The sequence below is a fragment of the Streptomyces sp. NBC_00076 genome (assembly GCF_045041235.1).
In the GTDB taxonomy this organism is placed as follows: domain Bacteria; phylum Actinomycetota; class Actinomycetes; order Streptomycetales; family Streptomycetaceae; genus Streptomyces.
Genome location: NZ_CP108242.1, coordinates 7,992,849 through 8,017,172 on the forward strand (window position 1 = coordinate 7,992,849; position 24,324 = coordinate 8,017,172).

Annotated in this window: 16 protein-coding genes and 2 pseudogenes; 7 read left to right on the plus strand and 11 right to left on the minus strand. The window is 68.8% G+C overall.

From position 1 onward, the window contains the following. Nucleotides 1–83: 83 nt before the first annotated feature. From OHA64_RS36035 to OHA64_RS36045, 3 genes are all read right to left on the minus strand, one after another. Entirely contained in the window at nt 84–755 is a 672-nt protein-coding gene (locus OHA64_RS36035; RefSeq protein WP_405620414.1) for a hypothetical protein, read from the minus strand. Between the two features lie 396 nt (nt 756–1,151). Continuing rightward, nucleotides 1,152–1,916, minus strand: coding sequence for an alpha/beta fold hydrolase (locus tag OHA64_RS36040; RefSeq protein WP_405620416.1), 765 nt, complete (start codon nt 1,914–1,916; stop codon nt 1,152–1,154). 100 nt (nt 1,917–2,016) lie between these two features. Further along, on the minus strand, nt 2,017–2,295 hold the full coding sequence (locus tag OHA64_RS36045) for an ATP-binding protein (protein ID WP_405620418.1): 279 nt from the start codon (nt 2,293–2,295) through the stop codon (nt 2,017–2,019). A gap of 604 nt (nt 2,296–2,899) precedes the next feature. Between OHA64_RS36045 and OHA64_RS36050 the strand changes: the two genes are divergently transcribed. Next, nucleotides 2,900–3,208, plus strand: coding sequence for a transposase (locus tag OHA64_RS36050; protein WP_405620420.1), 309 nt, complete (start codon nt 2,900–2,902; stop codon nt 3,206–3,208). After that, nucleotides 3,205–4,077, plus strand: a complete 873-nt coding sequence (locus OHA64_RS36055) for an IS3 family transposase (RefSeq protein ID WP_405620422.1) — start codon at nt 3,205–3,207, stop codon at nt 4,075–4,077. The genes OHA64_RS36050 and OHA64_RS36055 overlap by 4 nt, the downstream gene beginning before the upstream one ends. Before the next feature lie 115 nt (nt 4,078–4,192). Here OHA64_RS36055 and OHA64_RS36060 read toward each other — a convergent pair whose 3' ends face one another. Both OHA64_RS36060 and OHA64_RS36065 read right to left on the minus strand, forming a co-directional pair. Continuing rightward, nucleotides 4,193–6,382, minus strand: coding sequence for a trypsin-like peptidase domain-containing protein (locus tag OHA64_RS36060; RefSeq protein ID WP_405620424.1), 2,190 nt, complete (start codon nt 6,380–6,382; stop codon nt 4,193–4,195). Continuing rightward, nucleotides 6,303–6,644: a trypco2 family protein gene (locus OHA64_RS36065; RefSeq protein ID WP_405620426.1), complete on the minus strand. Its 342-nt coding sequence runs from the start codon at nt 6,642–6,644 to the stop codon at nt 6,303–6,305. Before OHA64_RS36065 ends, OHA64_RS36060 begins: the two co-directional genes overlap by 80 nt. A 326-nt stretch (nt 6,645–6,970) precedes the next feature. On the opposite strand from OHA64_RS36065, the gene OHA64_RS36070 reads away from it, so the two are divergent. The 4 genes and pseudogenes from OHA64_RS36070 to OHA64_RS36085 all read left to right on the plus strand — a co-directional run. Next, entirely contained in the window at nt 6,971–7,174 is a 204-nt protein-coding gene (locus OHA64_RS36070; RefSeq protein ID WP_200698015.1) for a hypothetical protein, read from the plus strand. A gap of 174 nt (nt 7,175–7,348) precedes the next feature. Then, a pseudogene (locus OHA64_RS36075) lies at nt 7,349–7,468 on the plus strand (IS5/IS1182 family transposase); the annotation flags it as partial. A 564-nt stretch (nt 7,469–8,032) separates the two neighbouring features. Beyond that, nucleotides 8,033–8,851, plus strand: a complete 819-nt coding sequence (locus OHA64_RS36080; protein ID WP_405620429.1) for an IS5 family transposase — start codon at nt 8,033–8,035, stop codon at nt 8,849–8,851. A 172-nt stretch (nt 8,852–9,023) separates the two neighbouring features. After that, nucleotides 9,024–9,173: pseudogene (locus tag OHA64_RS36085) on the plus strand (IS630 family transposase); the annotation flags it as partial. A gap of 272 nt (nt 9,174–9,445) precedes the next feature. Here OHA64_RS36085 and OHA64_RS36090 read toward each other — a convergent pair. From OHA64_RS36090 to OHA64_RS36100, 3 genes are all read right to left on the minus strand, one after another. Continuing rightward, the gene (locus OHA64_RS36090; RefSeq protein WP_405620431.1) at nt 9,446–10,975 is read right to left on the minus strand and encodes a helix-turn-helix domain-containing protein; all 1,530 of its coding nucleotides are present in this window, start codon (nt 10,973–10,975) and stop codon (nt 9,446–9,448) included. 65 nt (nt 10,976–11,040) lie between these two features. After that, on the minus strand, nt 11,041–11,238 hold the full coding sequence (locus OHA64_RS36095; RefSeq protein WP_405620432.1) for a DUF4236 domain-containing protein: 198 nt from the start codon (nt 11,236–11,238) through the stop codon (nt 11,041–11,043). A gap of 61 nt (nt 11,239–11,299) precedes the next feature. Beyond that, complete coding sequence (locus OHA64_RS36100) at nt 11,300–12,142, minus strand: class I SAM-dependent methyltransferase (RefSeq protein ID WP_405620434.1); 843 nt, start codon at nt 12,140–12,142, stop codon at nt 11,300–11,302. Between the two features lie 443 nt (nt 12,143–12,585). Between OHA64_RS36100 and acnA the strand changes: the two genes are divergently transcribed. Beyond that, nucleotides 12,586–15,303, plus strand: coding sequence for an aconitate hydratase AcnA (acnA, locus tag OHA64_RS36105; protein ID WP_405620436.1), 2,718 nt, complete (start codon nt 12,586–12,588; stop codon nt 15,301–15,303). A 95-nt stretch (nt 15,304–15,398) separates the two neighbouring features. Here acnA and OHA64_RS36110 read toward each other — a convergent pair whose 3' ends face one another. The 3 genes from OHA64_RS36110 to OHA64_RS36120 all read right to left on the minus strand — a co-directional run bounded on the left by OHA64_RS36110 (nt 15,399) and on the right by OHA64_RS36120 (nt 24,177). Then, nucleotides 15,399–19,103, minus strand: coding sequence for a S8 family serine peptidase (locus OHA64_RS36110; protein WP_405620438.1), 3,705 nt, complete (start codon nt 19,101–19,103; stop codon nt 15,399–15,401). Between the two features lie 299 nt (nt 19,104–19,402). After that, nucleotides 19,403–20,404 carry a helix-turn-helix transcriptional regulator gene (locus tag OHA64_RS36115; RefSeq protein ID WP_405620440.1) on the minus strand — a complete coding sequence of 334 codons (1,002 nt, stop codon included), beginning with the start codon at nt 20,402–20,404 and terminating at the stop codon, nt 19,403–19,405. Between the two features lie 98 nt (nt 20,405–20,502). After that, nucleotides 20,503–24,177 carry a S8 family serine peptidase gene (locus OHA64_RS36120; protein WP_405620442.1) on the minus strand — a complete coding sequence of 1,225 codons (3,675 nt, stop codon included), beginning with the start codon at nt 24,175–24,177 and terminating at the stop codon, nt 20,503–20,505. Nucleotides 24,178–24,324 lie beyond the last annotated feature (147 nt).

The window sequence follows — 24,324 nt, forward strand, 5'->3', positions numbered from 1 at the left end:
GAGGCGGAGCTCTCTGTGACGTCCGGCAGTCGCGCCGCCGGGACGGGAGGGCCGGCCCGCCGCTCGGCCCTCGCACCACCCCGTCAGGGCAGGCGGAGAGCGCCGATCGGCATGGGCCGGAGAAGGGCGAACAGATCGCGCCGAGCGCGCGGTGGTGCCCTGCCCTCGTGGAACCGCACCAACAGCGCCGACCTCAGCGGCACGGCGCTCTTCGGAACCGCGGTCCGCGGTCCGGTACCGGGAATGCCACCCAGCAGCGGCCACAGGAACAGCAGCAGCCGCCGTACGACCACCAGGAGCGAGGTGCTCTGCCACAACAGCCGCTCGGTGACACCCAGCAGACGGGCGGCGAGCAGCAGGGTGACCAGGTGCCCGCCGAGCAGCACCGACGGCGGCGGCCCGGGGACCGCGCCGTGTTCGACCAGCCGGGCGAGCCCGCCCGACGAGCTGCCCTGCCCGGTTACCGCGGCGCAGGCCCCGGGCAGCGAGTAGGCGGCGTGGTAAGCGAGTTGCGCGAAGGCGAGCACGCCCAGCAGTTGAGTGTCCGTCATCCGACGCCGCGTGAGTACGGCCGCGCCAGGCAGCGCGATGGCCGCCATCGCGGCCAGACTGACCCACCGGGGCGCGTGACCCTGCGACAGCATGTGTCCGGCCAGCGGCAGCAGCACGCACAGCGCCGCGAGCACCCCGGCCCGAAGCCCGCGCAGCCCACCGGACGCCGGCGAGCCGGGTCCTCGCAACCAGTGCGTACGCATCAGATCGGGGCCTTCAGACGGACGGTCCATGGCGGAGTGGGCGGGGCAGGCGGAGCGGATGACGGAGGGCGCGACCGCAGCCCCCGCACCCTGGCAGCGTACCGACCGACCCGCTCACGGCTGCACGACAGGGTGGGTTTCGCGGCACAGCCGATCGCTCCCGGCCCGAGGCCCCGGAGAAGTCGAAGGGGTGCCGCCGCACCCTGAAGACCCGGTTTCACGCAGGCTGAACGGAGCGCGGCGGCATCTGCCGATCAGTCGTCCCGGAAGAGACCAGGCGACCCTGTGAACTGCCACGATGGGCGGCCGAGGGGCGTGTAGAGGGCACGGGCCTCGAGGAGGTGGGCGGACGCCCCCTCGCCCAGGAGGCCTGACCGGGACACCCGGCAATCACCCTCAGCCGGCGGGGACCGTCTCGCGCAGGAAGCCGGTCAGCAGGTCCGTCACTGCGGCAGGCCGCTCCAAACTGGGGAGATGGCCGGCCCAGGGCAGTTCGAGGTGCCGGGTGTCGGCGAGCAGACCCGGCAGCTGGGCCGCGATCTGCCGAAAATCCGCCAGATCCTGGCCGCCCGAGATAGCGAGACAGGGCGCCTTGATCGCTGACAGGTCGATCTCCACCTTGATCCGCCCGGCCCCCTCGGGGGCGGCCAGTTGCACCTCGAAGGCATGCCGCTGCATCCCGCGCACCTCCTCCCGGACCGCCTCCTGGGCGTCCGGCCCCAGCCAGGTGTCCACGTTCAGTTCCACGGCCCCCTCGATATCGCCCGCCTCGAGAAGCGCGTCCTCCCGCTCACCGAACGCGCGCAGCACATCGGTGGGTTCATGCCCTGGCAGCCCGGCGCACAACAACGCCATGGCGGATACCCGGTCCGGACGGCGTGCGGCGATCTCCACAGCGACCTGTCCGCCGTACGAGGAGGCGATCAGCGCCGCTTGCTCGATGCCGAGGGCGTCCAGCAGGTCCAGTACATCCTCTGCATCGTTGTGGCGCCGGTCCGGCAAGGGAGTCCGGCCGAAGCCCCGGAAGTCACAACGCACCACCCGGTATCCGGCATCGACCAGGGCCGGCCACTGCGGATCCCACATCCTTCGGTCGCATACCGCGGAGTGCAGCAGTACCAGCGCGGGACCGTCGCCGGCTGCATCGTAGTCGAGAGTCATGCGGCAGACCCTAGGCGGTGAGTGATCGAACCACCCATGAATTTCACCGCCGCCCGCCTCGCTCACAGGGCGGGCCCCTCAACCCGGCGAACCTTCGCGGTCAGAGCACTAGCACCGCCCACACGGTCTTCCCGGGTGCGTTCACGCGCGGCATGGTGCCCCACTCCACGCGCAGTACCCGCCCGGTGCCGGTGAGTCGAACCTCGAAGTCCCGTCCGGGCACATGGCCGTGGCGTACGGCGTTGGCGGTCAGTTCTGCCGTGATGAGGGTCAGCGTCTCGTTGGCGGTGGAGGTGTGGGGATGGCCCCAGGCGTCGAGCCGCTCCACGACCAGGCGGCGGGCGAGGCGGGCGCCACGCGGTGTCGGCCTGAAGCGCATGGTGAACTCGTCCTGAGCAGTGCCCACTTCTGCCGCGCCGCGCATTGAGACCGCTGCCGTGGAGGCGGATGAAAGTTCCGTGCCGCGGCCTTGATGATCTCCTTGTTCGCCGCGATCCAGTCGGCTCGCTCCTGTGCGTTGGACGGTTGGCTCCAGTAACTGTCCGTCGCACCAGGAAGGTTGGCGACCTGGAGGCGGATGTCCCGCAGGGGCGGGGAGACGATGTCGTCGCCGGCGATGGGGAGTAGTCCTGCTTGGGGCCGCTGCCGGGCAGCCGCGTCAGCGGGTTCGTGCTCGCCTCGGCTGCCTCTCGCCGCAACTCCGAGATCGCCGAGACGACGTCGACACGTCGGATGAAACCCATTCCGAAGTCCGGCAGCAGGTCATAGGCCTGCTTGAGTTGGTGCACACAGATCTCCCGCGCCTCGTGCTCCGTGATCTTCGCCAGGTGGAAGTCCCCACCGGCGGCGTCGTGCAGCCGGTTCGCGTCGTCGCGGATGTCGTCGACATCCATCGTCACCTCGGCGAAGAAGTCCATGACTGGGCTTGATCCGCTTTGACGGACATTCGAGATCAGGGGTTCTGCCCCGGGAGGATGTCCATCATGGAGAGCATGGGGAAGAAGGAGCCTCGGCCTCGCCGTTCGTTTACGCCGGAGTTCAAGGGCGAGATCGTCGAGCTGTGCCGTCGTGGTGACCGTTCGGTCGGTCAGGTCGCCAAGGACTTCGACCTGACCGAGACCGCGGTGAGGCTGTGGATCAGCCAGGCCGAGGTCGATGCGGGCGAGCGTGACGGGCTGAGCAGCAGCGAACGCGAGGAATTGGCCGCGCTGCGGCGGGAGAACCGCCGTCTGCGCGAGGACGTGGACATCCTCAAGCGGGCCACGGCTTTCTTCGCGAAGGAGACCCGGTGACGGTGCACCCGTTCATCGAGGCGGAGAAGCGACACGGTCACAACGTCAAGCGCGTGTGTGAACTGCTGAAGGTCTCCCGAGCTGCCTTCTACGCCCGCCGCACTGACACACCCGGTCCGCGGGCGGTCCGCGATGCCGAGCTGACTGAGAAGATCACCGAGGTTCATCAGCGGTCCCGCGGGACCTACGGCGTCCCACGAGTCCACGCCGTCCTGCAACGACAGGGCGAGGAGTGCGGACGGCGCCGCATCGCGCGGCTGATGCGCAAGGCCGGGTTGCAGGGCCGGCACCGCAGACGACGGCAACTGACGACGATCCCCGACCCGCGGGCCGCGTCCCGGCCCGACCTTCTCGTCCGCGACTTCGCTCCCGCACCGGACGCCCTCGACACCCGCTGGTGCGGCGACATCACCTACATCCCGACCGAGGAGGGCTGGCTCTATCTGGCCACCGTCATCGACATCGCCTCCCGCCGTGTGGTCGGCTGGTCCACCGCCGACCACCTGCGGACCGAACTGGTCGCCGACGCTCTCAGGTCCCATTGCCGCGAGCGTCGGCCCGCCCGGCCGGTGATCTTTCACTCGGATCGCGGCTGTCAGTACACCAGTCAGCAATTCGCCTCTCTGGCAATGGAGTTGGACGTCCGCCTGTCCGTCGGTCGCACCGGGCAGTGCTGGGACAACGCGCTCGCCGAGTCGTTCTTCGCCACGATCAAACGGGAGTTGCTCGGCACGAGCTCCTGGCCCAGCCGGGCCGCCGCCCACACCGCGATCTTCGAATTTATCGAGGGCTGGTACAACATGCACCGGCTGCACAGCAGCCTCGGCTACCGCAGTCCCGCCGAATACGAGACCGCACTCGCAGCCTGACCACCACACCGATGGTGTCCGTCAAAGCGGAACAAGCTCATCCGGATCGTGATGCAGATCCCGAGGCACGCCGAGATCGCCGCCACCCGCTTTAAGGCTGACATCACCAGCCGAACTATCGGTAGAACCCAGGGGGTCGTGGCTCACCACGATCACCGGTGGAGCGGGGCTTCGGCGGCGGTGCGTCGCGGTCGCCCCGGACGTGGGGGAGGGAGATGGTACCGGGGGAGTCGGGTGGAGAGGGCTGCCGACCGTCCGACCTTCTCCGCCACCTGTCGCGGGCACCAGAGGCGGGCGAGGCCCGATCCGCTCGGGGCGTGGTACCGGCGCGGGATTCGGGTGGAGAGGGCTGGGGGTCGTCCGGTCCTCCCCGCAGCCTGGCCCGGGCACCATAGGCGGGCGGGACCCGATCCGCGCTTGATCGCAGGGCCTCGTACTGGGGCCTTCTGTGCGCCGGTGCCGCACGCAGGAGTAGGGGTCCGAGGTTCGGCCGGTAGGCGCTGGCATGGTCGTCCTGTGCCTGCCGTACTGCTTCTGGCATACGGCTGCGGTGCGCTCCGTCGGTCGGTGGATACAGCTCCGCCAAGGCTTCGGCGATCGAGTGGAGGAACATCGCGTCGAGGAAGGTGGGGTTCGACAGGTCGAACCCCCGGACGGCGGCCAAGTGGTGTTCCAGCGTGATGCGGACGTCGTCGACTGTCTCGGCCGGCGCGGATGCATCGAAGTAGGCACACGCGGTCAGCAGGGCTTGGCACAAGTCATCGTCGAGCCAGGGCAGGCCAGCGCGCAGCGCTTGCGCGGCGTAGCGGTGCTCGTGTGCCAGGAGCACGCGGTAGGGCTCGCCAGGGTCGGACCAAGCGCTGCTCCGCCGGAGCAGCGCGGACAACGCCCAAGCTTGAGCGATGGCGATCTTCTGCGGTCGGTTCCCTTGGCCGGAGACGGTGGCATCAATGTCCTCCGTGTCGGCGAACCGCACCCCTGCCGGGCCTTCGGTGATCTGGCGGAGCGGCTCCTTGAGAAGGTGCGTCAGCTGGGAGGGGGTCGCCGTCGCGTCGGATGTCTGTACCTGCGTTGTGGTGGTCCCGTCCTCCTGGCGGGGACTGCGTGCGATGCCCAGGAGGCTCACGTGCCCCGACCGGTCGTCGGTGACCCACTTGCGCAGGGCCTTCCATTGCGCTGGCCGCGTTTCCAGTTCGTCGACCACCAGGAGGGTGGACCTGTCCAGACGCGGCAGTACATCGTGCCAGTCGTGGTCCGGGCGGGGAGTGCGTGCCAGAAATCCCGCGTTCCAGCCCTTGCTCCGCATCATGGCGATGAGTTCGTGAGCCATGCGTGTCTTGCCGGAATGGGCGGCGCCGTGCAACAGCGCGACGCGGCCCTCCTGTAGCAGCAGGTGGTCAGCGAGGTCTTTCACCCCGCCCACGGCCGACTCCGACAGCGGGAGGAGCCGACGTGCGGGATCAAGGAGGGCGGCCGGGGTACGGGCCGGAGCCGGGGGTTGGACCAGGAGACCATCGAGCTTGACAGGGGCCACGTGTGGGTCGCCGGCGTCACTGGCAATCCACGCGCTCAGCTTACGATTCTCCAGCAGACGCGGGGCAGGCATGACAGCTAGTCGGCTGTCCTGACGGTCGTGCTGGAAGACCACCCCGATCACCAGGGAGCGGTCCTCGCTGTGCAGAACGGTGCCCGACAGGCCGTCCGCTCGCCAGAGGCCAGTGGTCAGGCGCGCGTCTCCGTCGTCTCGCTCTAGCATGAAGACGCGCTGCCACGGCTCCCGGACGACGTCGATCACGCCCGTGACGGTCCGTGGCGCGGTGGTACGACGGCGCACCTCGAAGCCAGGAAAGCCCACGCCGGTCACCCGGTGACGCCCGGGCAGGGTGTACTCGCCCCAACGCACAGGAGGCAGCGAGGAGAGACCCTCGGCATCAGGTTTCACCAGACGGAGCACCGCGGCGTCGAGACCTCGGTCCTGGCCTGCATCCGCAGGCCGGCGTGAGTTCCAGACGACCTCCGCCTCATAGTCCTGCCCCGGTTGGTCTGCGAGGAAGATCCGAGCCCGACGAGCCGTTTGCCGCCCCACGGTCAGTACATGAGCCACCGTCAGAATCAGGGTGCTGCTGATGCGGAGCCCCGAGGCATGAATTCCCGCCCCCTCTGGCAGGCACGGGCTCACCGCAACCACACGGTGCAGGTGTCCCTCCCTCCGTCCCCCCGGCACGTCAAATCCCCCGGTGGTGGTCCCCTGCCGAGGGATCGGGGCCAAAGGCTCCTGCCGTTCCGCGCGACGAGATCGGGACATCGTTCGCCCTGAGGCACACCGTGATCCGCTGACTGCTGGTTGCCCCCCGTTCACTTCGCCCGTCCGCCGACACGACCCAGGCCTTCACCCCGCCGCCCGCAGAGCCGCTCCGGCGCAGCTCCAGTGCGAACTCGAGCTGCACACTCTCCGCGGTGAAACGGAGCACGTGACCGTCCCCCTGCGCAGCGGCCCACTCGAGACCCCGCCGCACCGCCTCGATGGCCTCACCCAATTCCAATGCGTCCTGACCGTCATCAGTCAACAGAACCCCCGTCAGTTGTCACCCCGGTCACCATCGAGATGCAGGTGTGGTCTGCACACCACCCGTCTGCAGCACCTCCGTGACGACAAGGTGACAGGAAGTCACCAAGACCACAAGTGGGCATGGATTATGGGACTTTAGGGTCTTGCGCCTTCCGAAGAGATCGATGAGATCGGTTGCCTGGTCGTTAAGAGCTCGTTACAGAATGAGCCGTTCGTGGCCGGCCGGGTTTCCGGCTCCGTCCCTCCTTCCCGGGTGCGGCAACCTACCCATCGTCGGCCGTTAGCCGCTTGGATAGGCTCCGCGGGAACCCTTCAGGAGGTGTCATGGCGAAGGTCACCATCAGCCTGGACAGCGATTTGGCCATCGAGGTCATGCTGCTGGCCGGCACCAGGAGCCCGCAGGACGCTGTCGAGTTGATCGTCCGGGACTACCTGGCACGGGGTCACCGCACCGAGGCTCGTGCCGGTAACGCCGCCGACCAGGAGCGCCTCACCGACCGGCGGTCAGCGCCGGAAGAGGGCCGATGAGCAGTTCAGGTGAGATCGGCGTGTCGGCTGGTGGGTGAAGGTCCTTCTGGGCAGGGTCCGGCTGGTGTCTATCGGTCTTGTCTCCGACGACCTGTGGGAGCGAATAGCTCCACTGCGGCCAGAGCGGCCGCCCCGGCGTCACCGTCATCCCGGACGGCTGCCGGTGCCGGACCCTGGCTCCATCAGTTCAAACGATTCCGTGTCCGCTATGAGCAACGAGCCGACCTCCACCAGGGACTACTCGAACTCGCCTGCAGCATCATCTGCCTTCGACGGCTCCGCACGTCATTCTGAAATGATCAGTTAGCACCAGTAGCTCGTTAAATCCAGCGGTGGCGTGGGTTGACGGCAGGGCGGGTTGGTCGTAGGCCGGTGGTAGGAGTCAACCGACGTGGTGCGGGCCGGAGATGACCCTTACCGTCCGTGTCCGCCCGCGCCGGGACCGCTGGAGAACTACGCGGCCCGGCTCGACGACCTTTTCTTCAGCCTGGCCCAGCGGCGGGAGTTTCGCTAGTACCTGACCGGGCTGCTGGCGCCGCGGGCGCGGTACAAGACGATCACCTACCTGGCCGGGGCGGAGCCAGTGGCCGGTGCGGGGATGCCGAGGGTGCAGCGGCCACCTGCTGGCGCGCCCAGGCCGGGAGCGGCCCGGTCGTGAAAGGGACTGTTTGATCGGTGTCAGCATCACCAGGCTGACCGTGAGCTGGACGGCGACCAGGTCGTGTTGCCCGTCAGCCGTTTCGGCGGCCAGGCGAGCAGCTCCCCCTCCGTAAGCGCTTCCCCTTAGGACTCCTTGCAGAATGATCTTCTTGTGGCACGGTGGAGGTGGAAGTGATCTCGTCCTTGTGGGGGTGACCCATGGCACGGCGGAAGCCGTGGGAGATCAGTGATGAGCTGTGGGCGGTGATCGAGCCGCTGTTGCCGAAGCATGAGCGGCGGTTCCGGCACCCGGGGCGCAAGCGGATCGATGACCGCAAGACGCTGCAGGGGGTGCTGTTCGTCCTCTACACCGGCATCCAGTGGGAGTACCTGCCGCAGGAGTTGGGGTTCGGTTCCGGGCTTACATGCTGGCGTCGGCTGGCCGAGTGGCAGGAGGCGGGGGTGTGGGGCGAACTCCAGCGGGTGCTGCTGGACCGGTTGCGGGCAGCCGACCGCCTCGACTTCTCCCGCGCCACCATCGATGCGTCCCACGTGCAGGCCAAGCGGGGGCGAAGCAGCCCAAAAGTCGGTCCGAGCCCGGTTGACCGCGCACGGCCGGGCTCGAAGCACCACGTGCTGACCGACGCGCACGGCACCCCGCTGCGGGTGTCGTTGACGGGCGGTCACCGCAACGACGTCACGCAGCTCCTGCCGCTGGTCGACGGCCTGCCGCCGGCGCGGGGCAAGCGGGGCCGGCCCCGGCGCAAGCCCCGCACCTTGTACGCCGACCGTGGCTACGACCACGACATCTACCGCCGCCGTCTGCGTGAGCGTGCCATCGTCCCGAAGATCGCCCGGCGCGGTCAGCCGCATGGATCGGGCCTGGGCCGTGTGCGATGGGTTGCCGAGTCCGCCATCGCCTGGCTCCACGGCCCTCGCCGCTTACGCACTCGCTGGGAAGCCCGAGACGACATGCACGACGCATTCCTCCAGCTCGCTCACTGCATGACCCTCGCCCGCAAGCACCCCGCATTCTGAAAGGACCCCTTATGGATGGGCGGCGGGTGCTCCGGCGCCCCCGCAGGGTGCAGCGCTGGGCTGGTGCCCCCAGTCATGACGTCATCGAGGCAGCGGGAGAACCAGAAACCGGAATCTTTTTTGTCGTAGATGGGCCATCGGAAGCCCACGCCGAAGGCCGCCACCGCAATCGCCCGAGCGTGCGGTGGTGCTCTGTGTCGACGAGAAGTCCCAGGTGCAGGCCCTGGACCGGTCGCAGCCCGTGCTGCCGGGGATGCCCGAGCGCCGCACCCACGACTACCTGCCGCACGGCGTTTCCAGCCTGTTCGCCGCATTCGACGTGGGTGCCGATGGTCGACCAGACGCGGTCGGCGTGACACGACCGACATCGGACATTGCGAGGCCACTTCGGCGACAACCCTCCGTGAAGGCTGACGGATACTCAGGAAGCTCTGACGTATCGTCAACCCTTCAAGATCATCTTGCATGTGCGCTGCACAAGGTGCTGAAAAACAACGGTGATCAGTGGAGGGCTGTGAAGGTGGATATCCGCAGGTCAGCTGACATATTGACGTGTCGTGCCCCTTGCTTCCAAGGGGCACGACACCGCGCCGATCAGATGTCCCGGAAGATCTCGATCTGCGCCCCGATCGAGTTCAGCCGCTCCGCCAGATCCTCGTACCCCCGGTTGATGACGTACACGTTCCGCAGCACGGACGTGCCCTCCGCCGCCATCATCGCGAGCAGCACGACCACGGCGGGTCGCAGGGCCGGCGGGCACATCATCTCGGCGGCCCGCCAGCGGGTCGGTCCCTCCACCAACACCCGGTGCGGGTCGAGGAGTTGGAGGCGTCCGCCGAGGCGGTTGAGGTCGGTGAGATAGATGGCGCGGTTGTCGTAGACCCAGTCGTGGATCAGCGTCTTGCCCGAGGCCATGGCCGCGATCGCGGCGAAGAAAGGCACGTTGTCGATGTTCAGGCCGGGGAACGGCATCGGGTGGATCTTGTCGATCGGCGCCTCCAGCTTGGAGGGCCGGACGGTGAGGTCCACCAGCCGGGTGCGGCCGTTGTCGGCGGGGTACTCCGGTGTGCGGTCGTGGTCGAGGCCCATCTCCTCCAGGACCGCGAGCTCGATCTCCAGGAACTCGATCGGTACCCGGCGGACCGTCAGCTCCGACGCCGTGACGACGGCGGCGGCCAGCAGGCTCATCGCCTCGACCGGGTCCTCGGAGGGGCAGTAGTCGACGTCCACGTCGATGGTGGGAACGCCGTGCACGGTGAGCGTGGTGGTGCCGATGCCCTCGACCTTGACGCCGAGCGCCTCCAGGAAGAAGCACAGGTCCTGGACCATGTAGTTGGAGGACGCGTTGCGGATGACGGTGACGCCGTCGTGCCGCGCGGCGGCCAGCAGTGCGTTCTCGGTGACCGTGTCCCCGCGCTCGGTCAGCACGATCGGCCGGTCCGGACGCACGGTACGGTCCACGACCGCGTGGTACTGCCCTTCCGTCGCCGCGATGTCCAGCCCGAACCGCCTCAGCGCGATCATGTGCGGCTCGATGGTCCGCGTACCGAGGTCGCAGCCGCCGGCGTACGGCAGCTTGAAGCGGTCCATGCGGTGCAGCAGCGGACCGAGGAACATGATGATGGACCGCGTCCGTACGGCGGCCTCCGCGTCGATCGCCGCGACGTCCAGCTCGGCCGGCGGCACCAGCTCCAGGTCGACGCCGTCGTTGATCCAGCGGGTGCGTACGCCGATGGAGTTGAGCACCTCCAGCAGGCGGTACACCTCCTCGATGCGGGCCACGCGGCGCAGCACCGTGCGCCCCCGGTTGAGCAGGGAGGCGCACAGCAGTGCCACACACGCGTTCTTGCTCGTCTTCACGTCGATGGCGCCGGACAGCCGACGACCGCCGACCACACGCAGATGCATCGGGCCCGCGTAGCCCAGAGAGACGATTTCGCTGTCCAGTGCTTCACCGATTCGAGCGATCATCTCAAGGCTGATGTTTTGATTGCCGCGCTCGATGCGATTGACGGCGCTCTGACTGGTGCCGAGCGCCTCGGCAAGCTGTGCCTGCGTCCAGCCTCTGTGCTGCCGGGCGTCACGGATGAGCTTGCCGATACGTACGAGGTAGTCGTCTGCCATGAGGTTGAGGTTATCTCAGATATGAGATGGCGCCTCTTGGGGTGGTCCGTTCGGGTGATGCGGCATCAACGCCGTTTGGCGTTATGGGTGCGACGCCACCCGAAAGGTCCGGGCAAATCCATTGATGTCGTACGACGTCCGGTGCTGCTGTGTGTGTGCCGCGGACCGTTGCGGCCGCCGGTCGTGATGGACCAGGAGCGCTTGTTGATGTTCAGGCGCACTCCGGGAAGGATCCGGAAACTCTTGCGGAACGTAAGCGGCATTCCCGCCCCCTTTCGTTCCGTACCGGATACCCGGAAGGCGCCGGGACATGACGCCCACCGCTCACGTCGCGTGCGGCTTGCGCCAGGTCATGATCTCGGTCGACAGAGGATGCTCGGCGAAGAGGTCGTCGGGTGACGCCTGCCGAAGTGCCTCCCGCAGGTCCCGCTCGAAGTCCGGGAGCCCGGCGCCGAACAGGTGAGGGGCGGAGTCGGATCGGGAGAACGCCCACGCCACGATGTCGTCGGCGGTGCGCTCCGCCACCTCCCCGGCCGGTACGACATGTCGCTCGAAGTGCACGAACCCGGCCCGTGCCGGCACGAGGTCCTCCCTGTTGGGCGTGCCGTTGACGAGCGTGCCCTGCCCCGCGCGGCGTACCGGGCCGAGGTATCGACGCACCAGGTCACTGATCCGCGCGTACGGGGGAGCGGGCCGCGGCAGCGGCGTCGGTTCGGCGGGTGGGTCCGTCAGGTCGCTCACGTGGACGAACGCGCCGTCAGGCTCCAGCATCTCCAGCGCGGTGGCGGCGACCCGGTCGCGATCCGTCCAGTGGAAGGACTGGGCGAACGCCACCACCCGGAACTCGCCCAGGCCGGCCGGCAGGTCTTCGGCGCGGCCGGCCACCCAACGCGCGTTGGTCACCTGGCGACGGGCGGCCTGTCGTTCGGCCTCGGCCAGCATGTCCTCGTCAGGGTCGAGTCCGATCACCTCGGCGAAGAAGCGCGCCAGCGGCAGCGTCACGATCCCCGGCCCGCAGCCGACATCGAGGAGCCGGCCGCGACCGTCCAGGCCGAGGGCCGTGGCCAGCGTCTCGGCGAAGCCCGGAGCGTACGGCAGCCGGCCGCGCTCGTAGTGGGCCGCACTTCCCTGGAACAGGGTGCTGTCCCACTCCCATCCATCGGGCATGTCGATTCCATCCGTGAGTCGGTGAAGTCGCGGCCGGTCGAGCCCGTCGGCTGTGCCGTGGTCGGCGGTATCGGCAGCCCTTGCCCGTCAGGTCGGCTCGCGTGCGCGGGAGCTGTGTCGCCTCAAGGTGGTGCTCTTCGGCGGCGCGCCGGAGCTCCCGGTGGGCGGGGTCGGGCCGAGGGCTTCGGCGAGCGTGGTCTTCCCGACTCTGTCGATCTCCCCCCCCGGACTGTCGATCGCGATCAGAGACAGAAGCCGGGGCCCGGGCATGACCATTCCGCGCCCATGTACTAGAGTTATCTCGACATCGAGATATCTGCCGAGGCGTACCGCAGTCGCCAGTCCAGTAAGGCATACCTAACTTAGCCTTACCTCAGCGGATGAGCCAAGAGGGCGTGGCGGCAGGATGCGGTGGTAAGCGCACAGAAATGAAGGAGACTGTCGTGTCGGCGAACAGCTTCGACTCCCGCAGCACGCTGCAGGTGGGCGACGAGTCGTACGAGATCTTCCGGCTGGACAAGGTGGAGGGCTCGGCCCGCCTCCCCTACAGCCTCAAGGTCCTGCTCGAGAACCTGCTCCGCACGGAGGACGGCGCGAACATCACCGCCGACCACATCCGCGCCCTCGGCGGCTGGGACTCGCAGGCCCAGCCCTCTCAGGAGATCCAGTTCACGCCGGCCCGCGTGATCATGCAGGATTTCACGGGTGTGCCCTGTGTCGTGGACCTCGCCACCATGCGTGAGGCCGTCAAGGAGCTCGGCGGCGACCCGGCGAAGGTCAACCCGCTCTCCCCGGCCGAGCTGGTCATCGACCACTCCGTCATCGCCGACAAGTTCGGCACCAACGAGGCCTTCGCGCAGAACGTCGAGCTGGAGTACGGCCGCAACCGCGAGCGCTACCAGTTCCTGCGCTGGGGCCAGACCGCGTTCGACGACTTCAAGGTCGTCCCGCCGGGCACCGGCATCGTCCACCAGGTGAACATCGAGCACCTCGCGCGCACGGTCATGGTCCGTAACGGCCAGGCCTACCCCGACACCCTGGTCGGCACCGACTCGCACACCACCATGGTCAACGGCCTCGGCGTCCTCGGCTGGGGCGTCGGCGGCATCGAGGCCGAGGCCGCGATGCTCGGCCAGCCGGTCTCCATGCTCATCCCGCGCGTCGTCGGCTTCAAGCTGACCGGTGAGCTCAAGCCCGGCACCACCGCCACCGACCTCGTGCTGACCATCACCGAGATGCTCCGCAAGCACGGCGTGGTCGGCAAGTTCGTCGAGTTCTACGGTGAGGGCGTCGCCGCCACCTCCCTCGCGAACCGCGCCACCATCGGCAACATGTCGCCGGAGTTCGGTTCCACCGCCGCGATCTTCCCCATCGACGGCGAGACCCTGAAGTACCTCAAGCTCACCGGCCGCTCCGAGCAGCAGGTCGCGCTCGTCGAGGCGTACGCCAAGGAGCAGGGCCTCTGGCTGGACCCGAAGGCCGAGCCGGACTTCTCCGAGAAGCTGGAGCTCGACCTGTCGACGGTCGTCCCGTCGATCGCCGGCCCGAAGCGCCCGCAGGACCGCATCGTCCTCGCGAACGCCGCCGAGCAGTTCAAGGTCGACGTCCGCAACTACGTCGACTCCGTGGACGAGGCCGGCCAGGAGTCCTTCCCGGCCTCCGACGCCCCGGCCGTCGCCCCGAACGGCGCCCCGTCCAACCCGGTCACCGTGACCGCCCCCGACGGCTCGACGTACGAGGTCGACCACGGTGCGGTGACGGTCGCGGCCATCACCTCCTGCACCAACACCTCCAACCCGTACGTCATGGTCGCCGCCGCGCTGGTCGCGAAGAAGGCCGTGGAGAAGGGCCTGACCCGCAAGCCGTGGGTCAAGACCACCCTCGCCCCGGGTTCGAAGGTCGTCACCGACTACTTCGACAAGGCGGGCCTGACGCCGTACCTGGACAAGGTCGGCTTCAACCTCGTCGGCTACGGCTGCACCACCTGCATCGGCAACTCCGGCCCGCTGCCGGAGGAGGTCTCCAAGGCCGTCAACGACCACGACCTCGCGGTCACCTCGGTTCTCTCCGGCAACCGGAACTTCGAGGGCCGGATCAACCCCGACGTCAAGATGAACTACCTGGCGTCCCCGCCGCTGGTCGTCGCGTACGCCCTCGCCGGCTCCATGAAGGTGGACATCACCAAGGACGCCCTCGGCATCGACCAGGACGGCAACCCGGTCTACCTCAAGGACATCTGGCCCTCCGAGGCCGAGGTCAACGACGTCGTGGCGAACGCCATCGGCGAGGACATGTTCAACAAGTCCTACCAGGACGTCTTCGCGGGCGACGCCCAGTGGCAGGCGCTGCCGATCCCGACCGGCAACACCTTCGAGTGGGACGCCGAGTCGACCTACGTCCGCAAGCCCCCGTACTTCGAGGGCATGACGATGGAGACCACCCCGGTCTCCGACATCGCCGGCGCGCGCGTGCTGGCCAAGCTGGGCGACTCGGTCACCACCGACCACATCTCCCCGGCCGGCGCGATCAAGGCCGACACCCCGGCCGGCAAGTACCTCACCGAGCACGGTGTGGAACGTCGTGACTTCAACAGCTACGGCTCGCGCCGCGGCAACCACGAGGTCATGATCCGCGGCACGTTCGCCAACATCCGCCTGCGCAACCAGATCGCGCCGGGGACGGAAGGCGGCTACACCCGCGACTTCACCCAGCCCGACGCGCCCGTGTCGTTCATCTACGACGCCTCGCGCAACTACATCGAGCAGGGCATCCCGCTGGCCATCCTGGCCGGCAAGGAGTACGGCTCCGGCTCGTCCCGCGACTGGGCCGCCAAGGGCACCGCCCTCCTGGGCGTCAAGGCCGTCATCGCCGAGTCCTACGAGCGCATCCACCGCTCGAACCTCATCGGCATGGGCGTCCTGCCGCTCCAGTTCCCGGAGGGCGCCTCGGCCGCCTCCCTCGGCCTGACCGGCGAGGAGACCTTCTCCTTCACCGGCGTCGAGGAGCTCAACAACGGCACCACCCCGCGCACGGTCAAGGTCACCACCGACACCGGCGTCGAGTTCGACGCGGTCGTCCGCATCGACACCCCCGGCGAGGCGGACTACTACCGCAACGGCGGCATCATGCAGTACGTGCTGCGCAGCCTGATCCGCAAGTAAGCGGTACGGCACGGCAGTTGAGGGCCGCATCCCCGGAGACCGGGGGTGCGGCCCTTTCACGTCATCCCGTCAGGGTGTTCACCATGGCGGCGCTCCTACTTCAGGCCATACGCCCGCAGTACGGTCTGATCGATCTGGTTTCCGGCATTGTCGGAGGCCTGGACGCGCAGCGACACGAACGTCGCGCCCTTCGGGTGCTTGATCTCGGCCTTGCCGTGCCGGACCTTCGCCTCCTTCCAGGACGTACCGTCGTCGTACGAGACCCATGCCCTCAGGCTCCTGGCCTTGACGCTTCCCTCCTGATCCCGGACGGAGAGTCCGAGCTCCACCTTCCCCCTGGAATCGGCGCGGTTCAGGAGGTCGAGCCCGTCGACGTCATAGCCGACGGAGAGCACGGGCAGCGCCGTCTGCTGGTCGGTGTGCGCCGAGGCGAAGGACCATTCGGTGTGGGTGCTCGTGGAGTACGGCGCCCAGTCGGCCTTGCGCTGCGCGTCGAGCACGAAGCGGTACGAGGCCTTCGCCGCCGGGACGTCGAAGACGCCGTACCCGCCGACCGTCGAGTCCCCGACCAACTGCCCGTCCGCGTAGAGCCTGCCCTGCGCGGTGTCGTCGGCGTCTCTGACGTACCCGTAGTGACCGGGCGTCGAGTCGCTCAACTCCGGTATGACGAGGGTGAGTTTGTCGCCAGTGCGTTCCGAGAGGCCGTACTCGGTGCTCGTCGCCGGGCGTACCACCTGGCGCAGCCAGTCCTCGCTGGGCTGGTTGCCCGCCTTGCCGTAGGTCCGCAGGGTGTTCCACTGGCCCCCGGATGCCTCCCAGGACGGGTAGACGGTGTGCCAGACGCGGGTGTCGGGGCTCACGTTGAAGTACTCCGTGCGCTTTTGACCGACGCGCATGTAGTCACTGGACTCGATCGCGTACAGCTGCCAGGGGCGGAACGTGTAGACGGAGTCGGCCCCCATCTCGCCCGCCCTGGATGCGTGGTAACGGCTCTTCACCTTCGCCGTGGTGGAGCGGTCCAGGGTGTACGTCTGGTCCGGCGAGATCGCTCCGGACTGCGGGAGGGTCACGTTGTAGACGTACGGGCTGACCGCTGTGCCGCCCAGCTTGAGCGTGACCTTCTTGCCGCGCTTCAGCAGGGTGGTGAGCTTCTCGCCGTCCTCGCCGGTGGCAATCATCACCGGCATCGTCGCCCTGTCCACGGCCGGGAGCCAGTGGCCGGCCTTCTTGCGGTACGCGATCAGATAACTCGCGCCCGCCTCGGCCGCGTTGGCCATCGCCTCGTCCGGCCCCCACGTCTCGGCGTCGACCCCGACGACCGCCGCCTTGCCCTTGACGTCGAGCCCCTCGAAGTCGGCCGCCGTGCCGGCGCCCGCGTACACCGCCTGTACCTTCCGGTCACCGGTGATCTTCACCGGGAAGTCGTTGTACGTGTTCGCGTAGTCGAGGGGCAGCGCGTACTTCTCGGGGCTGGTGACGCTCGCCGTCAACTCCTTCGCGTACAAACGGAACTTGGCGTAGAACTCAAGAGATCCCTCGGTGACCTGCTCGGTCGGCGCCACATAGACGTGGTCGGTCCAGGGGCCCTGGCTGTACGTCAACCCCCAGGAGCTGCCCGGCCCCTCGCGGTGCCAGGAGGTGGTGAAGCCCTGGAACTCGGAGTCCTCCTTGGTCTTCGGCTCGATCTCGACCGCCTTGCGGGCGTCGAGCGTGACCTCGGTGTCCCCGTCGACCTTGATCTCGGGGTTGCCGACGACCGACGTGCCGACGGCCACGCCGCCCGCGTCCTCGTCGTAGATCCAGGTGGCGATGGAGTACGTACCGGCCGGGACCTCCCAGGTCTCGGTGGCTTTCATGGAGCCGTACTCGTTGGCGTAGGCGCCGTTCAGCTCCTGCAATGTGTAGAGCGACCCTTCGGTGGTCGGCTTGCCGTCGCGGCCCACGAGGGAGACCTTCAGGTCATGCGTCTTCGGCGCCTTCTCGAAGCCGATGCCCGTCGTGACCAGGATGCCGTCGGCCGTGGCGGTGATGTGGCCCGCGTACCGGCCCTGGGTCGCCTTGGCCGGGTCGACGCTGACGGGGACCGTGGCGGTGCCCTTCGCGGGCACGGTCACGGTGCCGGCCCCCAGTGTGATGTCGGCGAGCGTCGACGAGAGCTTCAACTCCACTGGCAACTCGGTGGTGTTGGTGTAGGTGATGTTCTTGCCGGCGACCTCCGTGTCGCCGTCCTCGAATTTGCCGAAGCTCAGCGTCGAGGTTGCGAAGAGCTTCTGCGTGACCGCCCGCACGGCGTCGACGCGGCCGTCTCCCTGTGCGAACACGGAGTCGTCGGCGTTCGTCTTCGCGGTACTGGCCAGGGCCTGCTTGATCTGCTCGCCCGTCCAGTCCGGATGGGCCTGCGCGACCAGCGCCGCGGCGCCCGCCACGTGCGGGGTGGCCATCGACGTGCCGTTCGCGGTCGTGTAGTTGTCGTCGAGCGGCGTGCCCATGGTGGTGCCGGCCGCGCGGGCCGCCGTGATGCTCACGCCGGGCGCGGTGATCTCCGGTTTGACCGCGTAGTCGCCGCGGCGCGGGCCACGGCTGGAGAACGAGGCCAGCTTGTCGGACTTGTCGACCGCGCCGACCGTGAGCGCCGAGTCGGCGATGCCCGGCGTGCCGACGGTCTGCTCCCGCGGGCCCGTGTTGCCCGAGGCGATCACGAAGAGGGTGCCCGTCGACGCGGACAGCTCGTCCACCGTCTCGCTGAGCGGGTCCGAGGGGCCGGTGGCCGTACCGCCGAGGGACATGGAGACGATGTCCGCGCCGGAGTCCGCCGCCCACTGCATGCCGGCGATGATCCACGACGACTGGCCGGAGCCCGCGTTGTTCAACACCTTGCCGACCAGCAGCTCCGCGCCCGGCGCCACGCCCTTGCGCTTGCCCTCGGAGGCCGCGCCCGAGCCGACGATCGTGGACGCGACATGGGTGCCATGGCCGTGGCCGTCCCGCACCTCCTGATCCGGCACGAAGCTCTGCGATTGCGTGATCTTGCCCGCGAGGTCAGGGTGTCCGGCGTCCACGCCCGTGTCCAGGACAGCGACCTTGACGCCCTTGCCGTCGTAGCCCGCCCGCCACACCTCGGGTGCGCCGATCTGCGGGACGCTGACGTCGAGGGACGCCTTGACCTTGGCGTCCAACCAGAGCTTGTCGAGGCCGCCGGCGAGTTGCCCGGCCGCCTTGCCCGTGGGCCCGGCGGCCGTGTTCTCGGCGGCCGTGTTCTCGGTGTCGGGGGCGATGGCCGCCCAGAACTTCTCGGCGGTGGACTTCTTCGCGGTGAGCGCGGCACCGTCGATGCCGGGCAGGGACAGGGTCCTGCGGGCGCCCTCGGGGGTCGCGTTCCCCTGGCGATAGGTGGCGATCAGCGGGATGGCGCCGGTCCTCGTGTCCGCGTACCCCTGCTTGACGAGCTGCGTGATGTTGAACAGGGCCGGGTCGAGACGGCCCGCCTGAAGCAGCGGGATCGCGTCGTCCGGTACGACGCTGACCTCGCCGTTCTGCTCGCTCGACAGGAAGGTGGCGGACTCGCGGCCCTTGCCGCGTCGCACGTCGACGGCGGACCTGCCGTCGGCGCCGGTGGTGAGGGTGACCGTGTCGCCGGTGATGAGGGTGACGGTCTGCGTGCTCGTGGTGCCGGGCTTGGTGCCGGGCTTGGTGAGTGGCTTGGTGACCGGGGACGCGGGATCGGCCATGGAGGGCGTGATCGCCCCCGTGAGCAGACCGGCCGCGGCTGCCACGGCCCAGAGGGCGTGGAGTCTTCGCATGTGTGGACTTCCTCCCCTGAACGCTGAACGCTGAACGCTGAACGCTGAACGGTCCCGCCCATGTGAGCGGGAGCCAGTGATCAGAGTGAGCGCCGCGGGGAATGCGACTCAAGGAATTCCTGTGGCCGGGGGGTGCCAATGCCCCCTTCGGTCACGGCAGTTGACGCTCTACGCATGGGCGCCGAGCACGAGCGAGAGCCCGCTCCGGGGAGGAGGCGATCAGGTACCGCCTCCGGTACGGCGGTCGGGTCGCGCTCCTCACCAGGGCCGCGACCCTTCGCCGTCCGAGTCCGGCGCGGCTACACCCAGCCTCGCTGAGCAGCCCGTACCCCCAGCTGGAAGCGGCTCGCCGCCCCCAGCCGCTCCTGCAGCTCACTCACCCGCCGCCGCAGGGTCCGCAGGCTCACGCCCAGATGGCGGGCCACCGCCTCGTCCTTCATCCCCGCCGCCAGCAGCCTGATCAACGTCCGTTCGCTCTCAGGGAGTTCACCGTCGCCGGCCAGCTGGCCGAGCGGTGTCGCCTGCTGCCAGGCCATCTCGAAAAGCTTCTGCAGGGCTTCGGTCACCGCCGAGTGCCACACCACGACGGCGCAGTAGCCCCCCGCCGCGGACGAGGTCAGCGGGAGTATCGCGCGACACCCGTCGACCACCAGCAACTTGACCGGCACGGACGGCAACACCCGGGCCTGCTCTCCGAGTTCGACCATTCTCCAGGTGCGGGAGAGGACGTTCGGGTCTTCGAGGGCGGTCACCGAATAGATCCCGCGAGAGACGATCCCCCGGCTGAGCAGATCGGCCTGGAGATCCACCTGCGGTGCCGGCGGTGCGAGATACGGAGGCGTGTCGAACAGGCACACCTCGTGCTCGGCGCGGGCGTACATCTCCTCCAGGCGGGCGGCGATGGCGCCCTCGCCGGAAGCGACCTCGATCAGCCGGGTCGGCTCCTCACGCAACAGCCCGGCCTCGTACGCGGTTGCCATCTCCTCGGCCGTGGCGGCGAGCAGCTCGGACACCGTCTCGCGCCGTCTGATCAGGCCGCGAACCGCCACTCTCGGGTCGATCGCGCGTAATCCCCCCATGGAATCCGGCGGTTGGAGCAACCCGACCGCGAGCAGCACGTTGCAGGATTCGCGCACCCGAGCCGGGGAGGCACCGGTCAGGAGCGCCCAGCCGGCCGCACCGGCATCGGGCTGGTGCAGGATCGCCCGATAGAGCAACTCGTCGAACGAGGAGAGCCCCACCGCGGCCCAGGGGCTCGCGGCAGGGGTCTGGTCTGCCGTGTCGTATGCCGTGTTCACCATGGCTCGGCACGGTAGGCGATCATTGTTAAGGCTGTTTGTACCGGCCCGGGGCGCCGTTGCCTTCAGGCCGGTACAACACGTCACCTGCTTCGCGCCGGCTACTTCAGGCCGAACGCCCGCAGCACGGTCTGGTCGACCGCGTTGCCGTTCCGGTCGGCGGCCCGCACGCGCAGCGACACGAATCCGGCGCCCTTCGGGTGCTTGAGTCGCGCCTCGCCGCGCTTCACCTTCACCTCCTTCCAGGAGGTGCCGTCGTCGTAGGAGACCCACGCCTTCAGGTCGCCGGCCGTGACGCTGCCCGACTGATTCCGTACGGAGAGTCCGAGCTCCGACTTGTGCTTGCGGTCGACACGGCCCAGGAGGTCGAGCCCGTCCACGTCATGGTCGACCGAGAGCAGCGGCAGCGCCGTCCGCTGGTCCGTGTGCGCCGAGGCGAAGGACCATTCGGTGTGGGTGCTGGTGGAGTACGCGGCCCAGTCGGCCGTGCGCCGAGCGTCGAGTACGAGGCGGTACGAGGCCTTCGCCGCCTGGACGTCGAAGGTGCCGAGCCCGCCGAGCGCGGTGTCGCCGACCAACTGTCCGTCCGCGTACAGCGTGCCCTTCGCGGTGTCCTGGGCGTTGTCCACCGACCCGTAGTGACCAGGCGTGGCGTCGCTCAACTCCGGCACGGAGAAGGTGAGTTTGTCGCCGGTGCGCTGAGAGAGGCCGTACTGCTCACTGGTCGCCGGGCGGACGACCGGGCGCAGCCAGTCCTCGGTGGGCAGCTTGCCCGCCTTGTCGAAGGTCTGCAGGGAACCCCACTGAGGCCTGTTCGCCTTCGTGTCGGGATAGACGGCGTGCCAGATCCGGGTGTCGGAGACGTTGTAGTACTCGGTGCGCTCCGTGCCCAGCCGCACATTGTTGGTGGTCGCGATGTCGGTGTTCTGCCTGGGACGGAACCTGTACACGGCGTCCTTGCCGACCTGCCCGGCCTTGGCCCCGTGGTAGCGAACCTTCTGCTTTACCGTGTTGGAGCTGTTCAGGTGGTACGTCTGCTGGTCCGAGACGGCGCCCGTCTGCGGGAACATCACGCTGTACACATACGGGCTGACCGCGGTGCCGTCCAGCTCCAGCCTGACCTTCTTCCCGCTCTTGAGCTGGGCCCCGAGCTGCGCGCCGTCCTCGCCGGTGGCGATCATCAGCGGGATGGTCGCGCTCCTCACGGAGGCGATCCAGTACCCGGGCGTCTCGCGGTAGGCGAGGACGTAACCGGCCCCTGCCGCGGTCGCGTTGGTCAGTGCCTCGTCCGGCGTTCCCCCGGCGGCCACCCGGACGACCGCCACCTTGCCCTTGACGTCCAGCCCCGCGAAGTCGGCTTCGGTGCCGCTGCCCGCGTCCACCGCGCGCACCGTGCGGTCACCGCTGAACTTCACCGGGAACCCGCTGGACGTCTGCGCGTAGTCGAGGGGCAACGCGTACTTCTCGGGGCTGGTGACGCTCGCCGTCAGCTCCTTGGCGTACAGACGGAACTTCGAGGAGAACTCGAACGTGCCCTCGGTGACCTTCTCGGTGGGCGCCACGTAGACGTGGTCGGTCCACCAGCCCTGGCTGTAGGTCAGGCCCCAGCCGCTGCCCGGCCCTTCCCGCTTCCAGGTGGTGGTGAATCCCGGGAACTCGGAGTCCTCCTTGGTCCTCGGCTTGATCTCGACCGCCTTGCGGGCGTCGAGAACGACCTCGGTGTCCTTGTCGACCTTGATCTGCGGATCGCCGACGACCGAGGTGCCGACCTCCAGTCCGGCCGCGTCCCGCTGCGAGATCCAGGACGCCGTGGAGTACGTACCGGCCGGCACCTTGAAGGTGTAGCCGCTGCCGAGGAACCCGTACGAGTCGTACGCGCCGCTCAGTTCCTGCAACATGAAGAGCGACGCCCCGGTGGACGGCTTGCCGTCCCGGCCCACCAGCGACAGCTTCAGGTCGTAGGTCTTCGCCAGCTTCTCGAAGCCGATGGCGGTGGTGACCTGGACGCCGTCGGCGCTCGCGGTGACGTGGCCCGTGTACCGGCCCGTCGCCTCCTGGGCCGGGTCGACGGTGACGCCGACGGTGGCGGTGCCCTTCGCCGGGACGGCCAGGGTGTCCGCGTTCAGGGCGGCGTCGGGGAGCGACGAGGAGATCTTCAACTCCACCGCTTTGTCAGTGGTGTTGGTGTAGGTGATGTCCTTGCTGTCGGTCTGGGTGTCGCTCTCCTCGAACGCGCCGAAACTCAGCGTCGGCGTCGCGAAGACGCCCTGCTGGACAGCCCGTACGGCGTCGACCCGGCCGTCGCCCTGCTCGAACACGGAGTTGACGGTGTTCGTCTTCGCGGTCGTCGCGAGCGCCTGCTTGATCTGCTGTCCCGTCCAGTCCGGATGGGCCTGCGCGACCAGCGCCGCGGCGCCCGCGACATGCGGGGTGGCCATCGACGTACCGCTCGACGTCGTGTAATGGTCGTCGACCGGCGTGCCCATGGTGGTGCCGGCGGCGCGGGCCGCGGTGATGGCCGCGCCCGGCGCGGTGATCTCCGGCTTGACCGCCCAGTCGCCGATGCGCGGGCCCCGGCTCGAGAACGAGGCCAGCTTGTCGGACTTGTCCACGGCGCCCACCGTCAGCGCCGAGTCGGCGATGCCCGGGGTACCGATGGTCTGCTCGGCCGGGCCGGAGTTGCCCGCCGCGATCACGAAGAGGGTGCCGGTGGACGCGGACAGCTCGTCGACCGTCTCACTCAGCACGTCCGAGGGGCCCGACGCGTCACCGCCCAACGACATCGACACGATCTTCGCGCCGGAGCGCGCCGCCCACTCCATGCCCGCGATGATCCAGGAGTCCTGGCCCTTGCCCGCGTTGTTCAGCACCTTGCCGACCAGCAGCTCCGCGCCCGGCGCCACGCCCTTGCGCTTGCCGTCGGAGGCCGCGCCCGAGCCGACGATCGTGGACGCCACATGGGTGCCGTGGCCGTGGCCGTCGCGCACCGGCTCGTCCGGCACGAAGCTCTGCGTCTGCCCGATCCTCCCCGCGAGGTCCGGGTGTCCGGCGTCCACGCCCGTGTCCAGGACGGCGACCTTGACTCCCTTGCCGTCGTAGCCCGACCGCCACACCTCGGGTGCGCCGATCTGCGGCACGCTCACGTCGAGGGAGGCCTCGACCTTGCCGTCGAGCCAGATCTTGTCGATGCCCTCGCCGAGCTGTCGTGCGGCCTTCGTCGTGGGTCCGGTGCCGAGCGCGGGGGCTATGTCCGCCCAGAAGGCGCTCGACTTCCTCGCGCTGAGCGCGGCGCCGTCGATCGTGGGCAGCGCGAGCGTCCGGCGCGCGCCGTCGGGGGTCGCGCTGCCCTTGGTGTACGTCGCGATCACCGGGGTGGCGCCGGTCTTCGCGTCCGTGTACCCCTGCTTCACCAACTGGGTGACGTTGAACAGGGCCGGGTCGAGGCGGCCCGCCTTCAGCAGCGGGATCGCGTCCGCCGGAAGGACGCTGACCTCGCCGTCCTTCTCGCTCGACACGAACGTCGCGGCCTCCCGGCCCTCGCCGCGCTGGACGTCGACGGCGTTCCTGCCGTCCGGTCCGACGCTCAGCGACACGGTGTCGCCGGTAATGAGGGTGACGGTCTGCGTGGTCGTGGCACCGGTCTCGGCGCCGCTCCGCACGACCGTGGAGTCCGGTGCGGTGACCGGCGACCCGGAACCGGCCGCGGCGGGCGTGATCGTGCCCGTGAGCAGTCCTGCCGCTCCGGCTACGGCCCAGAGGGCGTGGTGTCTTCGCATGGGTGGCGTCCTCCCCTGAACGCTGACGACACTTCCGGCCTGGTGAGCGGAAGCCAGTGATCAGAGTGAGCGCTGCGCCGAAAACGGCTCAAGGGAATCCTGTGGCCGAGGAGTGCCAATGCCCCCTTCGGCCACGGGAATTGGCGG

Excerpts from the sequence above, each read along its gene's own strand:
- OHA64_RS36035 (WP_405620414.1), bottom strand. The coding sequence starts at position 755 with ATGCGTACGCACTGGTTGCGAGGACCCGGCTCGCCGGCGTCCGGTGGG.
- OHA64_RS36040 (WP_405620416.1), bottom strand. The coding sequence starts at position 1,916 with ATGACTCTCGACTACGATGCAGCCGGCGACGGTCCCGCGCTGGTACTG.
- OHA64_RS36045 (WP_405620418.1), bottom strand. The coding sequence starts at position 2,295 with ATGCGCTTCAGGCCGACACCGCGTGGCGCCCGCCTCGCCCGCCGCCTG.
- OHA64_RS36050 (WP_405620420.1), top strand. The coding sequence starts at position 2,900 with ATGGAGAGCATGGGGAAGAAGGAGCCTCGGCCTCGCCGTTCGTTTACG.
- OHA64_RS36060 (WP_405620424.1), bottom strand. The coding sequence starts at position 6,382 with ATGTCCCGATCTCGTCGCGCGGAACGGCAGGAGCCTTTGGCCCCGATC.
- OHA64_RS36070 (WP_200698015.1), top strand. The coding sequence starts at position 6,971 with ATGGCGAAGGTCACCATCAGCCTGGACAGCGATTTGGCCATCGAGGTC.
- OHA64_RS36080 (WP_405620429.1), top strand. The coding sequence starts at position 8,033 with ATGGCACGGCGGAAGCCGTGGGAGATCAGTGATGAGCTGTGGGCGGTG.
- OHA64_RS36090 (WP_405620431.1), bottom strand. The coding sequence starts at position 10,975 with ATGGCAGACGACTACCTCGTACGTATCGGCAAGCTCATCCGTGACGCC.
- OHA64_RS36095 (WP_405620432.1), bottom strand. The coding sequence starts at position 11,238 with ATGCCGCTTACGTTCCGCAAGAGTTTCCGGATCCTTCCCGGAGTGCGC.
- OHA64_RS36100 (WP_405620434.1), bottom strand. The coding sequence starts at position 12,142 with ATGCCCGATGGATGGGAGTGGGACAGCACCCTGTTCCAGGGAAGTGCG.
- OHA64_RS36110 (WP_405620438.1), bottom strand. The coding sequence starts at position 19,103 with ATGCGAAGACTCCACGCCCTCTGGGCCGTGGCAGCCGCGGCCGGTCTG.
- OHA64_RS36115 (WP_405620440.1), bottom strand. The coding sequence starts at position 20,404 with ATGGTGAACACGGCATACGACACGGCAGACCAGACCCCTGCCGCGAGC.
- OHA64_RS36120 (WP_405620442.1), bottom strand. The coding sequence starts at position 24,177 with ATGCGAAGACACCACGCCCTCTGGGCCGTAGCCGGAGCGGCAGGACTG.